The 13,008-nt window shown below is 58.0% G+C and carries 12 protein-coding genes; 8 read left to right on the forward strand and 4 right to left on the reverse strand.

The annotated features are described in order from the left end of the window. Window positions 1-59 precede the first annotated feature (59 nt). Window positions 60-608, forward strand: coding sequence for a single-stranded DNA-binding protein SSB1 (gene ssb1, locus J2Y91_RS09730; RefSeq protein WP_048917558.1), 549 nt, complete (start codon window positions 60-62; stop codon window positions 606-608). A gap of 131 nt (window positions 609-739) precedes the next feature. Here ssb1 and J2Y91_RS09735 read toward each other — a convergent pair whose 3' ends face one another. After that, window positions 740-1,063 carry a hypothetical protein gene (locus tag J2Y91_RS09735; RefSeq protein WP_133624966.1) on the reverse strand — a complete coding sequence of 108 codons (324 nt, stop codon included), beginning with the start codon at window positions 1,061-1,063 and terminating at the stop codon, window positions 740-742. 21 nt (window positions 1,064-1,084) lie between these two features. Beyond that, on the reverse strand, window positions 1,085-1,999 hold the full coding sequence (locus J2Y91_RS09740; protein WP_133624965.1) for a lipid kinase: 915 nt from the start codon (window positions 1,997-1,999) through the stop codon (window positions 1,085-1,087). Between the two features lie 396 nt (window positions 2,000-2,395). Here J2Y91_RS09740 and gdhA point away from each other — a divergent pair, with 396 nt between their 5' ends. Next, window positions 2,396-3,739, forward strand: a complete 1,344-nt coding sequence (gene gdhA / locus J2Y91_RS09745; protein ID WP_133624964.1) for an NADP-specific glutamate dehydrogenase — start codon at window positions 2,396-2,398, stop codon at window positions 3,737-3,739. Window positions 3,740-4,094: 355 nt separating this feature from the next. Here the strand turns inward: gdhA and J2Y91_RS09750 are convergent, their stop codons facing one another. Then, a complete protein-coding gene (locus J2Y91_RS09750) occupies window positions 4,095-5,492 on the reverse strand; it encodes an amino acid permease (protein ID WP_133624963.1) in 1,398 nt (465 codons plus the stop codon). 337 nt (window positions 5,493-5,829) lie between these two features. Here J2Y91_RS09750 and dld point away from each other — a divergent pair, with 337 nt between their 5' ends. From dld to J2Y91_RS09765, 3 genes are all read left to right on the forward strand, one after another. Then, entirely contained in the window at window positions 5,830-7,521 is a 1,692-nt protein-coding gene (gene dld, locus J2Y91_RS09755) for a D-lactate dehydrogenase (RefSeq protein ID WP_133624962.1), read from the forward strand. Next, window positions 7,518-8,222: an alpha/beta fold hydrolase gene (locus tag J2Y91_RS09760; protein WP_048917553.1), complete on the forward strand. Its 705-nt coding sequence runs from the start codon at window positions 7,518-7,520 to the stop codon at window positions 8,220-8,222. The genes dld and J2Y91_RS09760 overlap by 4 nt, the downstream gene beginning before the upstream one ends. A gap of 135 nt (window positions 8,223-8,357) precedes the next feature. Then, window positions 8,358-8,804, forward strand: a complete 447-nt coding sequence (locus J2Y91_RS09765) for a DUF3828 domain-containing protein (RefSeq protein ID WP_048917552.1) — start codon at window positions 8,358-8,360, stop codon at window positions 8,802-8,804. Window positions 8,805-8,809: 5 nt separating this feature from the next. Here J2Y91_RS09765 and J2Y91_RS09770 read toward each other — a convergent pair whose 3' ends face one another. After that, window positions 8,810-9,745, reverse strand: coding sequence for a VirK/YbjX family protein (locus J2Y91_RS09770; RefSeq protein ID WP_048917551.1), 936 nt, complete (start codon window positions 9,743-9,745; stop codon window positions 8,810-8,812). 212 nt (window positions 9,746-9,957) lie between these two features. On the opposite strand from J2Y91_RS09770, the gene gstA reads away from it, so the two are divergent. From gstA to J2Y91_RS09785, 3 genes are all read left to right on the forward strand, one after another. Then, on the forward strand, window positions 9,958-10,563 hold the full coding sequence (gene gstA, locus J2Y91_RS09775) for a glutathione transferase GstA (protein ID WP_048917550.1): 606 nt from the start codon (window positions 9,958-9,960) through the stop codon (window positions 10,561-10,563). Between the two features lie 67 nt (window positions 10,564-10,630). Next, on the forward strand, window positions 10,631-11,464 hold the full coding sequence (locus tag J2Y91_RS09780) for an AraC family transcriptional regulator (RefSeq protein ID WP_253538049.1): 834 nt from the start codon (window positions 10,631-10,633) through the stop codon (window positions 11,462-11,464). A 70-nt stretch (window positions 11,465-11,534) separates the two neighbouring features. Then, the gene (locus J2Y91_RS09785) at window positions 11,535-12,497 is read left to right on the forward strand and encodes a DMT family transporter (RefSeq protein ID WP_253538051.1); all 963 of its coding nucleotides are present in this window, start codon (window positions 11,535-11,537) and stop codon (window positions 12,495-12,497) included. Window positions 12,498-13,008: the final 511 nt, after the last annotated feature.

A 13,008-nucleotide genomic window follows, 5' to 3' on the forward strand; every position in this document is an offset into this window, starting at 1 on the left:
GCCCATGATAGAATTTTGCGCCTAGACTTAGAGAACGAACATTAACCGGAGAGAGCAACATGGCCAGCAGAGGCGTAAACAAAGTAATTTTAGTCGGAAATCTGGGGCAGGACCCGGAAGTTCGCTACATGCCGAATGGCGGTGCCGTTGCCAACATCACTCTGGCTACCTCCGAATCCTGGCGCGACAAGCAGACCGGCGAAACCAAAGAGAAAACTGAATGGCACCGCGTTGTGCTGTTCGGCAAGCTGGCAGAAGTGGCCGGTGAATACCTGCGTAAAGGCTCTCAGGTTTATATCGAAGGCGCACTGCAGACCCGTAAATGGACTGACCAGGCTGGCGTTGAGAAGTACACCACCGAAGTTGTGGTTAACGTTGGCGGCACCATGCAGATGCTGGGCGGTCGTGCTCAGGGCGGCGGTGCTCCAGCAGGCGGCGGTCAGGGCGCAGGCAACAACAACGGTTGGGGCCAGCCTCAGCAGCCACAGGGCGGCAACCAGTTCAGCGGCGGCGCACAGCAGTCCCGTCCGCAGCAGGCTCCACAGCAGAACAGCGCACCTGCTAACAATGAGCCACCAATGGACTTCGACGACGACATCCCTTTCTGATTTGACAGCGTCGTCAGCGAGTCAAAAAAAGCCCCGCATACCAATGCGGGGCTTTTTGTTTTCAGCTCATTTAGAGGGTTCTTTGTCTTTTCTCTTGCCCCATTGATGGGATAACCCTTGTAGACAGGCTGTCAGTTACTCTCCGATTCCGCCTCTTCCGCCTCTTTGCCTTGCTCGTCATCTCCGCCGGAAATCAAATCACTCAGCTTCATCTCGCCCAGTTCGCTGATCTTTTTCTTCGCCTCATCCAGCGGTTGTGCGGCATTCAGCTCGGCCATTTTTTGGTCGGCGAGATCGGTGGCCTGTTTGCGGGTTTCATCCCACTGGGATTGCGCGGATTCGACCAGGCTGGTCGCACTCTTATCGGCTTCTTTGATCTTCTCTTTGGTGGCGTCGTCGCAGGCGGCGATCATCGTCACCATCGCGGTTATGACCAGAATACCTAACTTTTTCATGATGAAGTTTCCCAGATTAATTTAAAGAGCAGGGTTAGCCGCAGGCGCAAACACCTGAATAGCTTTAGTTTTGATTGTGAAGCGAGCAGGGGTCTGCCCGATCAGCTCACCGTCGGCGTTGATATCATGCGGGCGACGGGTGGTCAGCGTCAGCGCGGTGGTGGAAAGCGTGCGCACCTTGCGCCAGCGGCCATGCGTGCCGCGCCGCAGCGCAGGCAGCAGGGCGATCATCTGCCACCAGTGCGCCACTTCCAGGCTGTACACGTCCAGTAATCCGTCATCGGGGGCAGCACTCTGTTCCACGGTCATCCCGCCACCGTAAAAACGCCCGTTTCCGACTGAAACCTGTACGGTTTTCACCTTCTCGGTCACGCCGTCATGCTCGATGCTGGCGCTAAACGGGCGGCTCTGTTTCAGCAGCTTAAACGCGGCCAGCGCATAGCCGAAGGTGCCCCAGCGCTTTTTCGATTCGGCGGTCAGATGGCGGGCAAGCGTGGCGGAAAAGCCGATGCTGGAGACGTTGAAAAACAGGTGGCCATTAACTTCGCCAAGATCGACCTCCCGGCGATGTCCGGCGGCAATAATTTTTACCGCCTGCTGCAGATCGTTGCTGATGCCGAGCGTGCGGGCAAAATCATTGGCGGTACCCAGCGGCAATACGCCGAGCGGCAAGCCGCTGCTCATTAACCCCGGCGCTGCGGCATTCAGGCTGCCGTCACCGCCGCCAACAATCACCAGATCAATGCCGTCGGCCCAGGCGCGGATCAGGTCACTGCTGCTGCGGCGATCCTCTTTTGGCGGTTCAATCACGTCGATGCGGTGCGCTGACAGGCTCTGTTTCGCCTGCTGGCGTAGCGCTTTGCCATTGCGCGAATGCTCATTGATCAATAACAGCGCGGTCAGATTGAGTGGCTCAGAATCGGTGTTATCTCTCATTAGGCTTAATTCAACTCATTGAACGGAACGGGGGGAGAGTGCATCGAATCACGGTAATGAGCAGGTGAGCAATCGCCATTTCTCATGTTTACATTTATCGATAAATCATGACGTCCCCTTTTTCTGCCTCTGCGCCAATTACCCCTGTTTATCTCACGATTTCGGTCATAACTTTTTCTTATCGGTCGTCTCTGCCTTGAGGGGGCGCCAGGGCAGAGCTGGCGGTGCTTTGCGCGATTTTTGCTGCTTTTCCCTGCGCTTTTCAGCTCATCACTTTTTCATTGCACCCTTAAAGTGCGGTGATATAGTCGCGCAAGGAACCTCATCATCCCTCTGATTATCCTGAAAAATAATGAATGTCATTAGGGCTAGCTCATCTCGCATAAGGAATTTGTTATGACAGCTTTTACCTCTCTGGAAGCGTTTCTCACCTCTTTACAGCAGCGCGATCCGCATCAGCCAGAGTATCTGCAGGCGGTGCGCGAAGTATTCACCTCCCTGTGGCCATTCCTCGAACAAAACCCTCACTATCAGCAGCAGGCGCTACTGGAGCGGCTGGTTGAGCCGGAGCGCGCTATTCAGTTCCGCGTGGCCTGGGTTGATGATAAAGGCCAGGTACAGGTTAATCGTGCGTGGCGCGTGCAGTTCAGCTCGGCGATTGGTCCGTATAAAGGAGGGATGCGCTTTCATCCATCGGTAAATCTGTCGATCCTCAAGTTCCTCGGCTTCGAGCAGACCTTTAAAAATGCGCTGACGACGTTACCCATGGGCGGTGGCAAGGGCGGTTCTGACTTCAACCCGAAAGGGAAAAGTCACGGTGAAGTGATGCGCTTCTGTCAGGCGCTGATGACCGAACTGTATCGCCACCTTGGCCCGGATACCGACGTTCCGGCCGGGGATATCGGCGTGGGCGGGCGCGAAGTGGCATTTATGGCTGGGATGATGAAGAAGCTGTCGAATAACACCGCCTGCGTGTTCACCGGCAAAGGACTGTCGTTCGGCGGCAGTCTGATCCGCCCGGAAGCGACCGGCTATGGCCTGGTGTACTTTACCGACGCGATGCTGAAACGCCACGGTCTGGGCTTTGAGGGCAGCACGGTTGCCGTGTCCGGCGCGGGCAACGTGGCGCAGTATGCGATTGAAAAGGCGATGGCGCTGGGCGCGCGCGTGCTGACCGCGTCGGATTCACGCGGCACGGTAGTGGATGAAGCGGGCTTTACGCCTGCGAGCCTGGCGCATCTGGCCGAGATCAAAAACGAACGATACGGCAGCGTGGAAGAGTATGCGCGCGAACGCAACCTGGTGTATCTCGCCGGGCAGCAGCCGTGGAGCGTGCCGGTGGATATCGCGCTGCCGTGCGCCACGCAGAATGAGCTGGATCTACCTGCCGCCCGTCTGCTGATTGCCAATGGCGTAAAGGCGGTGGCGGAAGGTGCCAACATGCCAACCACCATCCAGGCGACCGATGCGTTTCTTGATGCGGGCGTGCTGTTTGCGCCCGGCAAGGCAGCGAATGCGGGCGGGGTGGCGACTTCCGGGCTGGAGATGGCGCAGAACGCCGCCCGTCTGAGCTGGAAGGCGGAGAAGGTCGATATCCGCCTGCAACATATCATGCTGGATATCCACCACGCCTGCGTGGAGCACGGCGGGGAGGGCAAGCAGACGCAGTATGTGCGCGGCGCCAACATTGCCGGATTCGTCAAAGTCGCCGACGCGATGCTGGCGCAGGGCGTGCTGTAAGCGCGATAAACACCCGGCAGGGGCCGATCTTTTTCCGATCGGCCCGTCCCCATGTTGCACCGACGGGCGGACCGGAAAAGAGGGTCCGCCCCTACAAATAACGTGGTTCTCACCTGTAGGGGCCGATCCTCTTTACCGATCGGCCCTACCCATGTTGCCCCGACGGGCGGACCGGAAAAGAGGGTCCGCCCCTACAAATAACGTGGTTCTCACCTGTAGGGGCCGATCCTCTTTACCGATCGGCCCTACCCATGTTGCACCGACGGGCGGACCGGAAAAGAGGGTCCGCCCCTACAAAACAACGCGGTTCTCACCCGTAGGGGCCGATCCTCTTTTTCGATCGGCCGCCGGGCCATTACAAAACCGTGGCGGTCTGCTGCTGCTCCCGGCGCTGCTTCACCCGCCAGAACCACGCCAGCAGGATAAACCACAGCGGCATTGCACAGAGCGCGCTCAGCGTATCCGGGTCAAACACCATCACCACCAGCGAGAACAGGAAAAACAGCAGGGTTAGCCAGCTCATCACAATCCCCGCCGGCATCTTAAACGTCGCGCGCTGGTGCAGTTGCGGGCAGCGCTTGCGGTACACCAGATAGGCCACCAGAATCATCCCCCAGCTGTAAATCACCAGGATTGCCGCCAGCGTCGACACCACGGTAAACAGCGTCATCACGTTCGGCACCAGGAACAGCAGCAGCGTCCCGCTTAACATGCAAAAGCAGGAGAACATCAGGCTGCGCACCGGAATGCGCGTGGTGCGCGACAGAATGCGGAACTGCCAGTGGGCGTGCTGCTCAACCGACAGGCCATAAAGCATGCGCGTGCTGGAGTAGACGCCGCTGTTGGCCGAGGACATCGCCGAGGTCAGGGCCACAAAGTTGATCACCGCGGCGGCGGCAGGCAGGCCCGCCTTGGCAAACAGCGTGACGAACGGGCTGGTCTCCGGCGAAATATGCTGCCACGAGGTCACCGCAATAATCACCACCATCGAAAGCACATAGAAGATGATGATGCGCAGCGGAATCGCCTTGATCGCCTTCGGCAGCACCGTCTGCGGCGATTTGGTTTCGGCGCTCATGGTGCCGAGCAGCTCAATACCGGTGTAGGAGAAAATCGCGATCTGGAAACCGGCAAAAAAGCCGACAATGCCGTGCGGCATAAACACCGCCGGGTCGCTGAGGTTATGCAGCGAGGCGGTCACGCCGTCCGGGGAGGTCCAGCCGGTTGCCACCATCCAGATGCCGGTGACAATCAGCGCCACAATGGCGATCACCTTAATAATCGCAAACCAGAATTCCGCCTCGCCAAACATTTTCACCGACAGCAGGTTAAACAGGCACAGCAACCCAAGGGTGAACAGCGCCGGTATCCACGGTGACAGCTGCGGTAGCCAGTACTGTACATAACCTCCGCACACCACCACATCGGCAATACAGGTCACCACCCAGCTCAGCCAGTAGGACCAGCCGAGGAAGAAGCTGGCCTTAGGGCCGAGATAGTCGGAAACGAAATCGGCGAAGGAGCGGTAATCGAGCTTTGTCAGCAGCACTTCACCCATCGCGCGCATCACCATATACATAAAGAAGCCGACCACGATATAGGTGATAAGGATCGAGGTGCCGGAAACGGCGATGGTTTTGCCCGCGCCCATAAACAGCCCGGTGCCGATCGCACCGCCGAGGGAGATAAGCTGAATATGGCGTGAACTCAGGCCGCGATGCAGGTGTTGCTGCGCATCCGTTTGGTCAGACATAGCATCCTCTCAACATTGTATTATTAGCGGGCAAAACCACCCCTTCCCCATAGAAATATCAGGGCGTTACGAGCGCAGGAAGTCGGTAAGTGGGCATCATGCTGGCGCTGTGCTGTAACAAAGTCAACACAGTGTCATCCGTAATTATTCACTTTATGATCACATTCAACTTTTTGAAAAACAGAGGGAAATTTTTTTATATGCATTTTTACTGCATATAAGTTGCATAAAATTGCGTTATCTATACCAGAGTAAAAAGTTAACTAATTATTCATTCGTAAGCGGGTCAGGTACACTCGATGCGGCAAAAAAATAAACGCTAAGGAGAGGCAAGAAGATGCAACACGCTCTTACCCTGCAACAGCTGACCGACCTGGTCAGCGCCGATAATCTGATTACCGATAGCTACCAGAAAGCCTGGTACTGCAAAGGCTTTCGCGTCGGGCACGGTGATGCGCTGGCGGTGGTGCTGCCGGAAACGCTGCTGCAGCTGTGGCAGGTGCTGCAGGTGTGCCAGCAGGATGACTGCATAATTTTGATGCAGGCATCTAATACCGGGGTGACCGGCGGTTCAACGCCGCACGGTGATGACTACGATCGCCCGGTGATTATCGTCAGCACGCGCAAGATCAAAGGCGTGCAGGTGATTGATAATGCAGAGCAGATTATTGCCTTTCCCGGCAGCACCCTGACCGAGCTGGAAGCGGCGCTTGCCCCTTACAATAAGGAGCCGCATTCGGTGATCGGCTCCTCGTGCATTGGCGCGTCGGTGGTGGGCGGTATCTGTAATAATTCCGGCGGCTCGCTGCTGCAGCGCGGCCCGGCGTTTACCGAGAAGTCGCTGTTTGCGCAAATTACCGAGGACGGCCAGCTGCTGCTGGTCAATCACCTCGGTATCGATCTCGGCACTGCGCCGGAGGAGATCATCGCCAACCTGGAGGCCGGGCAGTACACCACCGGTACCGCGCCGGATTGGGCGGGTAAGATCTGGGCGGATGACTATGCGGCGGTGATCAAAGACGTGGCGGCGGAAACCCCAACGCGCTTCAACGGCAATCCGCAGTATCTGCACGACAGCGCGGGCTGCGCCGGCAAAGTGATCGTTTTCGCCGTGCGCCTGGCAACCTTTGACGCTACCCCGCAGGAGGACACCTTCTATATCGGCAGCAACGATGAGCAGGTGCTGCTCGGCCTGCGCCGCTATCTGATTGAGAATCTGGAAACCCTGCCGATTCAGGCGGAGTATATCCACCGCAACGCCTTCCGTCTGACGCTGCGCTATGCCCGCCATATGTTCCTGTCGATCAAGCGCCTTGGCCCGGCGGCGCTGCCCGGCCTGATGCGTAAAAAGGCGTTGTGGGATGCGCGGGTGAAAAAGCTGAAGCTGTTCCCTGCCAACACCATCGATAAGCTGATCCAGTGGGGCAACCGCGTGACGCCATCAACCGTGGCGCCGCGCCTGCTCTCCTGGCATCGCCGCTATGAACACCATCTGATGATTAAACTGGCCCACGATGAGGTTGCGTCGATGAGCCGTCTGCTGACGGCCTTTTTCGCCGCGCGCAACGGCGAGTGGTTTCACTGCAGCGAAGCTGAACAGCAGGATGCGTTTCTGGTGCGTTTCGGCGTGGGTGCCTGCACGGTGTTCTACTGCGACTATTACGGTATTAATACCGACGACAGGCTGATCGCCTTTGACGTCGCCCTGCGCCGTAACGATACGCAGTGGCTGATCCACCTGCCGCCGGAGCTACAGTCACAGGTGCTGGAAAACTCCTGCTGCGGCCACTTCTTCTGCCTGGTCAACCATCAGGACTACATCCTCAAGCCGGGCGTTGATGGCGCCCGGTTCAAGGCGGCGGTGCTGGAGTATCTCGACCAGCGCGGGGCGAAATATCCGGCCGAGCACAATATTGGCCACCTGTATCACGCCTCACAAGCGCATCAGCAGCACTTCCATCAGCTCGATCCCACCAATAGCTGCAATCCGGGCATTGGCAAAACCAGCAAGAAGAAGCACTGGGCATGAATCCGACACCGTTAGTTTTACTGCCCGGCGTGATGTGTGATGCCGGGCTGTGGCAGCGTATGCTGCCGGAGCTGGAGCAGCTTGGCCCGCTGATTTACGGCGATCTGTCGCAGGGGCGCTCCATTACGGAGATGGCCGATGCGGTACTGGCAGCCTGCCCGCCACGGTTCACGCTGGTGGGGTTCTCAATGGGCGGATATGTTGCGCGCGAGATCCTGCGCCGGGTGCCGCAGCGCGTGCAGAGTCTGGTGCTGATCGCCACCTCCAGCGCGGCGGACAGTGAGGCGATGGCGGAGTTTAAGCAGGCGGTGGCGGAGAATCTGCAGCGCGCCAGCGGCACCTTCCACGGCATCGGCCAGCGGGCGATCGCGCAATCGCTGAGCCGTGACCATCAGTCCGACCCGCAGCTGCAGCAGGCGATCCTCGATATGAGCGTGCGCCTCGGGCGCGAGACCTTTATCCGCCAGCTGCGGATGCCGCGCAGCAGCGACACCGATCTCCTGTCGGCCATCCGCTGCCCCACGCTGGTGATTGCCGCCGCCGACGATCGCATGCGCACGCTGGAAGAGTCGCGGCAGCTGGCGGCGGCCATTCCCGCATCGCGGCTGGAAGTGGTCGAAAACAGTGGGCATATGCTGCCGCTGGAGCAGCCCGGTGCGCTGCTTATGCTGCTGCGCGACTGGCTGGGCAACGCAGCATAAACAGTTACTAAAAAAACAGGCGGGCAGAGGGGCGCAGGGCTGGATTAGCCGGATAATTTCAATACAATCACTGTCGGCCAGGATGGCACTAAAATGCTCAGGAGTGTAAGTGGTGATTTATCCGGGATGGTTTGCATGAAAAAGTGGTTGCTGATGCTGGTTGTCACGCTGTTTGCCTGTGGGGCGGTGGCGGCGGAGCATAACGTCGATCCACAGGGGACCAGCCTGGCCTTTTACAGCTGGTATCTGACGGCATTGAGTAAAGAAGAGAGCCCGATCGATGAACACGATCCGCTGTTAAATGAATATGTCACCCAGCGGCTGCTGCAAAAAATTAACCTGCTGATCAAAAGCCCTGATGGCATGGACGATGACTATTTTCTGCAGGATCAGGACTACAGCGATGGCTGGGTCAATAACGTCAGCGTCAGCCGTTTTACCTACAACGGCAACCGCGCCGCCGGGGATGTGATCCTCGGCCGCGATCCCAGCGACCAGCAGCATCTGCTGGTAACGCTGGTGCATGAACGCGACGGCTGGAAGATCGACGAAGTGCAGCAGGAATCCACCCCCGCGCAGTAATCCCCTCAGGCGAAGCGGCTAAACTGCTGGTGCAGATCGTCCAGCAGCTGATAGCGGCGGCGATACTCCGCGCGTTTCTTACTGGGGATCTCTTCCATGGCTTTGTGTGCCAGTTCCGCTGGCAGTTGCCATAGCTGGCGCGACAGGCGGCTGGCATCAAGCGACTGCCAGAACTCATCATAGCTGGCGACAAACGCCTCTTTCTTTTTAAAGCGATAGCGCAGGCTGCGCCAGGTGTGGCTGCAGTCGCTGACCCCCTGCAGGGTGCTGATACCGAGCTCACGCGCCAGCAAAAATGCCACTTCCAGCAGTAATCGTTTCGGAAACAGACCGTAGCAGGCTTTGGTCGCGAGGCGGATTGCCTCGTGGGGCGTATCGCGATGGGCACCCTGCACGCAACCAATGACCAGCACCGGCTGGCCGCGCTGTTCGGTAATGGCGAACGTCAGCACTGCCAGCGTAACCTCCCCACTACTGAGCAGCATCACCACTTCACCCTCGCGCTCGCAGCGGCCATTACAGGCAACTGTGACGCGAAAAGGTTGGTCATCCTTGCCATAAAAACTCACCAGCTCGGTGGAGTGCGGCGACAGCAGCGCCTGGCGCAGAACGCCAGCGGTTAACTGTTGCATAAAACGGTAATGTTGGCCGATGGTCCGGGCACGCTGGGTGGCGCTCAGCCCCAGATGCAGGTACGGGCGGTGAACTTTTCCCGGCAGCATCGGCTGAAGCACAAGTGCTTCGCGCATTGCCGGGATATCCGCCAGCTGCCTCATATGCAGGGCGGTGCTGTGCGGAAAGGCCAGCGAGCGCAGCAGGAACTTTGCCCGATAAGCGGAGGATTGCCATGTGGCGTTCGGCGTGATGCGTCCGCTGACCAGGGCAGTAAACAGTGAGAGCGCGCTCTCGGGACTGCTGAAAAACAGTGCTTCTGATGACATGACAATAAGCCGTTGTAGGAAAGTGTCCCGATTAAAGCAGGACAAAGCTTAATGGTGCCTCAATGCCCGGTGACTGTTTCGTGACGTTATCATTCGGTTGAATCGGCGTTTACTCTTCTCTGGTAACCCCTGTGCGGTGGCATAAACGGCTAAAGTCGGCGTAGACTGAATCGCGTATGGTGATGCCCATCTATTAACAAGGAGTTAGCTTGATGAAACTGTTCTATACCCCGGGTGCCTGTTCGTTATCTCCCCACATTGCTCTGGAAGAAGTGGGTGCGACCTTCACGCTGGAACGCGTTGATCTGAAAACTAAAAAAACCGAAAGCGGCGCAGATTTCACCACCATCAACAGCAAAGGCTATATTCCTGCCTTACTGCTGGATGATGGCAGCCTGCTGACCGAAGGTACCGTGATTGCGCAGTACGTGGCTGACCTCAAGCCGGAGTCGGGTCTTGCGCCCTTAGCCGGCACCGCCGAACGCTACAGGCTGATGGAGTGGCTGAGCTTTATCAGCACCGAGCTGCACAAGCCGATGGGGTCGCTATTCAACCCCGCGCAGTCGGCGGACTGGAAACAGGCGGCGACCGGCAATCTGAACAAACGTCTCGACTGGCTCTCCGGCGCGCTGGCGGGTAAAAACTGGCTGATGGGCGATAAATTTACCGTGGCCGATGCCTATCTGTTTACCGTTCTCGGCTGGAGCAAAGTGGTGGGCTTTAGCCTGGATAACTGGCCGGATCTGCAGGCGTTTGCGGGCCGCGTTGCGGCTCGTCCGGCGGTTCAGCGCGCGATGAAGGCGGAAGGTCTGATTTAACCCGGCTGGAAAGCGTGAGGCAAACACCGTAAGCTGACGCCCTGTTCATTTTTTGATGGGGTCGGCAGTGGAAGGGGTACCAGAGCAGTTTTGCTACGAGCAGGATCGCGCCAGCTTCCGGCATCTTTCCGGGCAGCCAGGCGTCGAGCTGTATCGTGCGCATATCACGCGTTACGCCTTCGAGCCTCATACGCATGAAGCGTTCGGCATCGGCACCATCGATCGCGGTGCCGAACGCTTTCGCTATCGCGGGGCGCAGCATGTCGCCCCGGTCGATTCACTGGTGCTGATGAACCCGGACGAGCTGCACACCGGCGAATCCGCCACTGAAGGCGGCTGGCAGTACCGTATGATCTACCTTGAGCCACAACGTCTGGCTGCCCTGACCGGGGAAGCAGAATGGTGGTTTGAACAGGCGGTGTGCCACGATCCACAGCGCGCCCGTCTGCTGTCGCAGCTGATGGAAAATCTGTGGCATCACGATGATCCGCTGGCCGTGGATGGCCTGTTGCTCAACCTCTGCGAGCTACTGCGCCCGCACGCCCGCATCGCCCGCCCCTTAGCGGCAGGACCACGCCATCGCTTTGACGTGGTGCGTGATTATCTGCGCGCGAACCTCTGCGAACGCATCTCCCTGAATGAGCTGGCCGCGCTGGTCTCGCTCAGCCCGTATCACTTTCAGCGGCAGTTTAAGGCACAGTACCACGTCACCCCGCATCAGATGCTGATGGCATTTCGCCTTTACCGCGCCAGCCAGCTGTTGGCCGCCGGCCTGCCTGCGGCGGACGTGGCTGCATCGGTCGGGCTGACCGACCAGGCGCACCTGACGCGCTCCTTCGCCATCCGCTACGGCATTACCCCTTCGCGCTATCAGAAGCAGGTGCGTGCTCAGCTGCGCTGATCGCAATTTGCTACAATCTCTGCCCGCTCTCTTTCCCCATACTGGCGTTTTCTTTTGGCCGGAGCGGACTATGCTTGCTGGAATTTTATTTGCCATGATTGCAGGGCTGATGTGGGGGCTGATCTTCGTTGGCCCGCTGATGGTGCCGGATTATCCCGGCACGCTGCAGTCGATGGGGCGCTACCTGGCGTTTGGACTGATTGCGCTGCTGCTGGCCTGGCAGGATCGCCATCGTCTGAAGAAACTGTCGCGCCGCGACTGGCAGGAGGCTTTTCGCCTGACGCTGGTCGGCAACCTTCTCTATTACGCCTGCCTGGCGACGGCGATCCAGCGCACCGGCGCGCCAATCTCTACCATGATTATCGGCACGCTGCCGGTGGTTATCTCGGTGAGTGCCAATCTGTTTTACGGCGCTGAAGAAGGGCGCTTGCGCTGGGCGAAACTCTGCCCCGCGCTGCTGCTGATTGCTGCCGGGCTGGTGTGCGTCAACGTGGCCGAGTTGCGTACAGTGGGGCAGCAGTTTGATCTTTGGCGCTACCTGAGCGGCATGGCGCTGGCGTTTGCCGCCGTCGTTTGCTGGACATGGTATCCACTGCGCAATGCCCGCTGGCTGCGCCGGCATCCCATCCGCCCGGCGACCTGGGCAACTGCGCAGGGGGTGGTCACGCTGCCGCTGGCCGCTGTCGGTTATCTGCTGGTGATGGCGCTGCTTCATGTGACCCGGCCGGAGTTCGCCTTGCCCTTTGGCCCGCGCCCCGGCGTATTTATTGCGCTGATGCTGGCGATTGCGCTGCTCTGCTCGTGGCTGGGCACGCTGTGCTGGAATGAAGCCAGCCAGCGCTTGCCGACTGTGCTGGTGGGGCCACTTATCGTGTTTGAAATCCTCGCCGGGCTCACTTATACCTTTTTATTACGTCAGTCGTGGCCGCCGTTACTCACCCTGTGCGGCGTGGCTTGCCTGATGGTCGGCGTGATTAGCGCAATGCGTATCAAGCCAGAGCCGGTAGTAAAGTCGTTGAAGATAACTGAGTAATGCAGGCTGCTGGCGAGGAAATCCTGATGATTTCTGTCGCGCAGCGGCCCGCTCTGGCTCGCGCTCACCGCGGGCCATATAATCGCATTTGTGTGATTTAGATCACACATTTTTGGCCGTGTCGGTCGCGCTTTTTTTCATCTCTTGCCACCGCTGCATGGCACAATCCAGGATTGTTCCGCTATAAGAATAATCGCTATTCTTATTGCACCTTTTTTTTGGACAGTGAATACCTCCTACTGAATGTTAAATTCTCCATTTTTGAGACGCATTTATCTTGCGGATACCACTATTTAATCGAAAAAATGAGTCAAAAATTGATAAGTCGCCCGAAGTTTTCCCCATGGGAAGAGGAGGGATTGATAAGATAAAACATCATTTAACAGTAGTGAAGGCGTGGGTTAAGCCTGTAATGTTTAACTCTGATAATGTAAAAGCGCACTTGTAGCATGATGCTACTCACATTCTGATGCCCTTAAAGGCGCGTGGCAGCACATTTCGTTAAGCATAA

The organism is Erwinia aphidicola (assembly GCF_024169515.1).
Lineage (GTDB): Bacteria > Pseudomonadota > Gammaproteobacteria > Enterobacterales > Enterobacteriaceae > Erwinia > Erwinia aphidicola.

Excerpts from the sequence above, each read along its gene's own strand:
- ssb1 (WP_048917558.1), top strand. The coding sequence starts at position 60 with ATGGCCAGCAGAGGCGTAAACAAAGTAATTTTAGTCGGAAATCTGGGG.
- J2Y91_RS09735 (WP_133624966.1), bottom strand. The coding sequence starts at position 1,063 with ATGAAAAAGTTAGGTATTCTGGTCATAACCGCGATGGTGACGATGATC.
- J2Y91_RS09740 (WP_133624965.1), bottom strand. The coding sequence starts at position 1,999 with ATGAGAGATAACACCGATTCTGAGCCACTCAATCTGACCGCGCTGTTA.
- gdhA (WP_133624964.1), top strand. The coding sequence starts at position 2,396 with ATGACAGCTTTTACCTCTCTGGAAGCGTTTCTCACCTCTTTACAGCAG.
- J2Y91_RS09750 (WP_133624963.1), bottom strand. The coding sequence starts at position 5,492 with ATGTCTGACCAAACGGATGCGCAGCAACACCTGCATCGCGGCCTGAGT.
- dld (WP_133624962.1), top strand. The coding sequence starts at position 5,830 with ATGCAACACGCTCTTACCCTGCAACAGCTGACCGACCTGGTCAGCGCC.
- J2Y91_RS09760 (WP_048917553.1), top strand. The coding sequence starts at position 7,518 with ATGAATCCGACACCGTTAGTTTTACTGCCCGGCGTGATGTGTGATGCC.
- J2Y91_RS09765 (WP_048917552.1), top strand. The coding sequence starts at position 8,358 with ATGAAAAAGTGGTTGCTGATGCTGGTTGTCACGCTGTTTGCCTGTGGG.
- J2Y91_RS09770 (WP_048917551.1), bottom strand. The coding sequence starts at position 9,745 with ATGTCATCAGAAGCACTGTTTTTCAGCAGTCCCGAGAGCGCGCTCTCA.
- gstA (WP_048917550.1), top strand. The coding sequence starts at position 9,958 with ATGAAACTGTTCTATACCCCGGGTGCCTGTTCGTTATCTCCCCACATT.
- J2Y91_RS09785 (WP_253538051.1), top strand. The coding sequence starts at position 11,535 with ATGCTTGCTGGAATTTTATTTGCCATGATTGCAGGGCTGATGTGGGGG.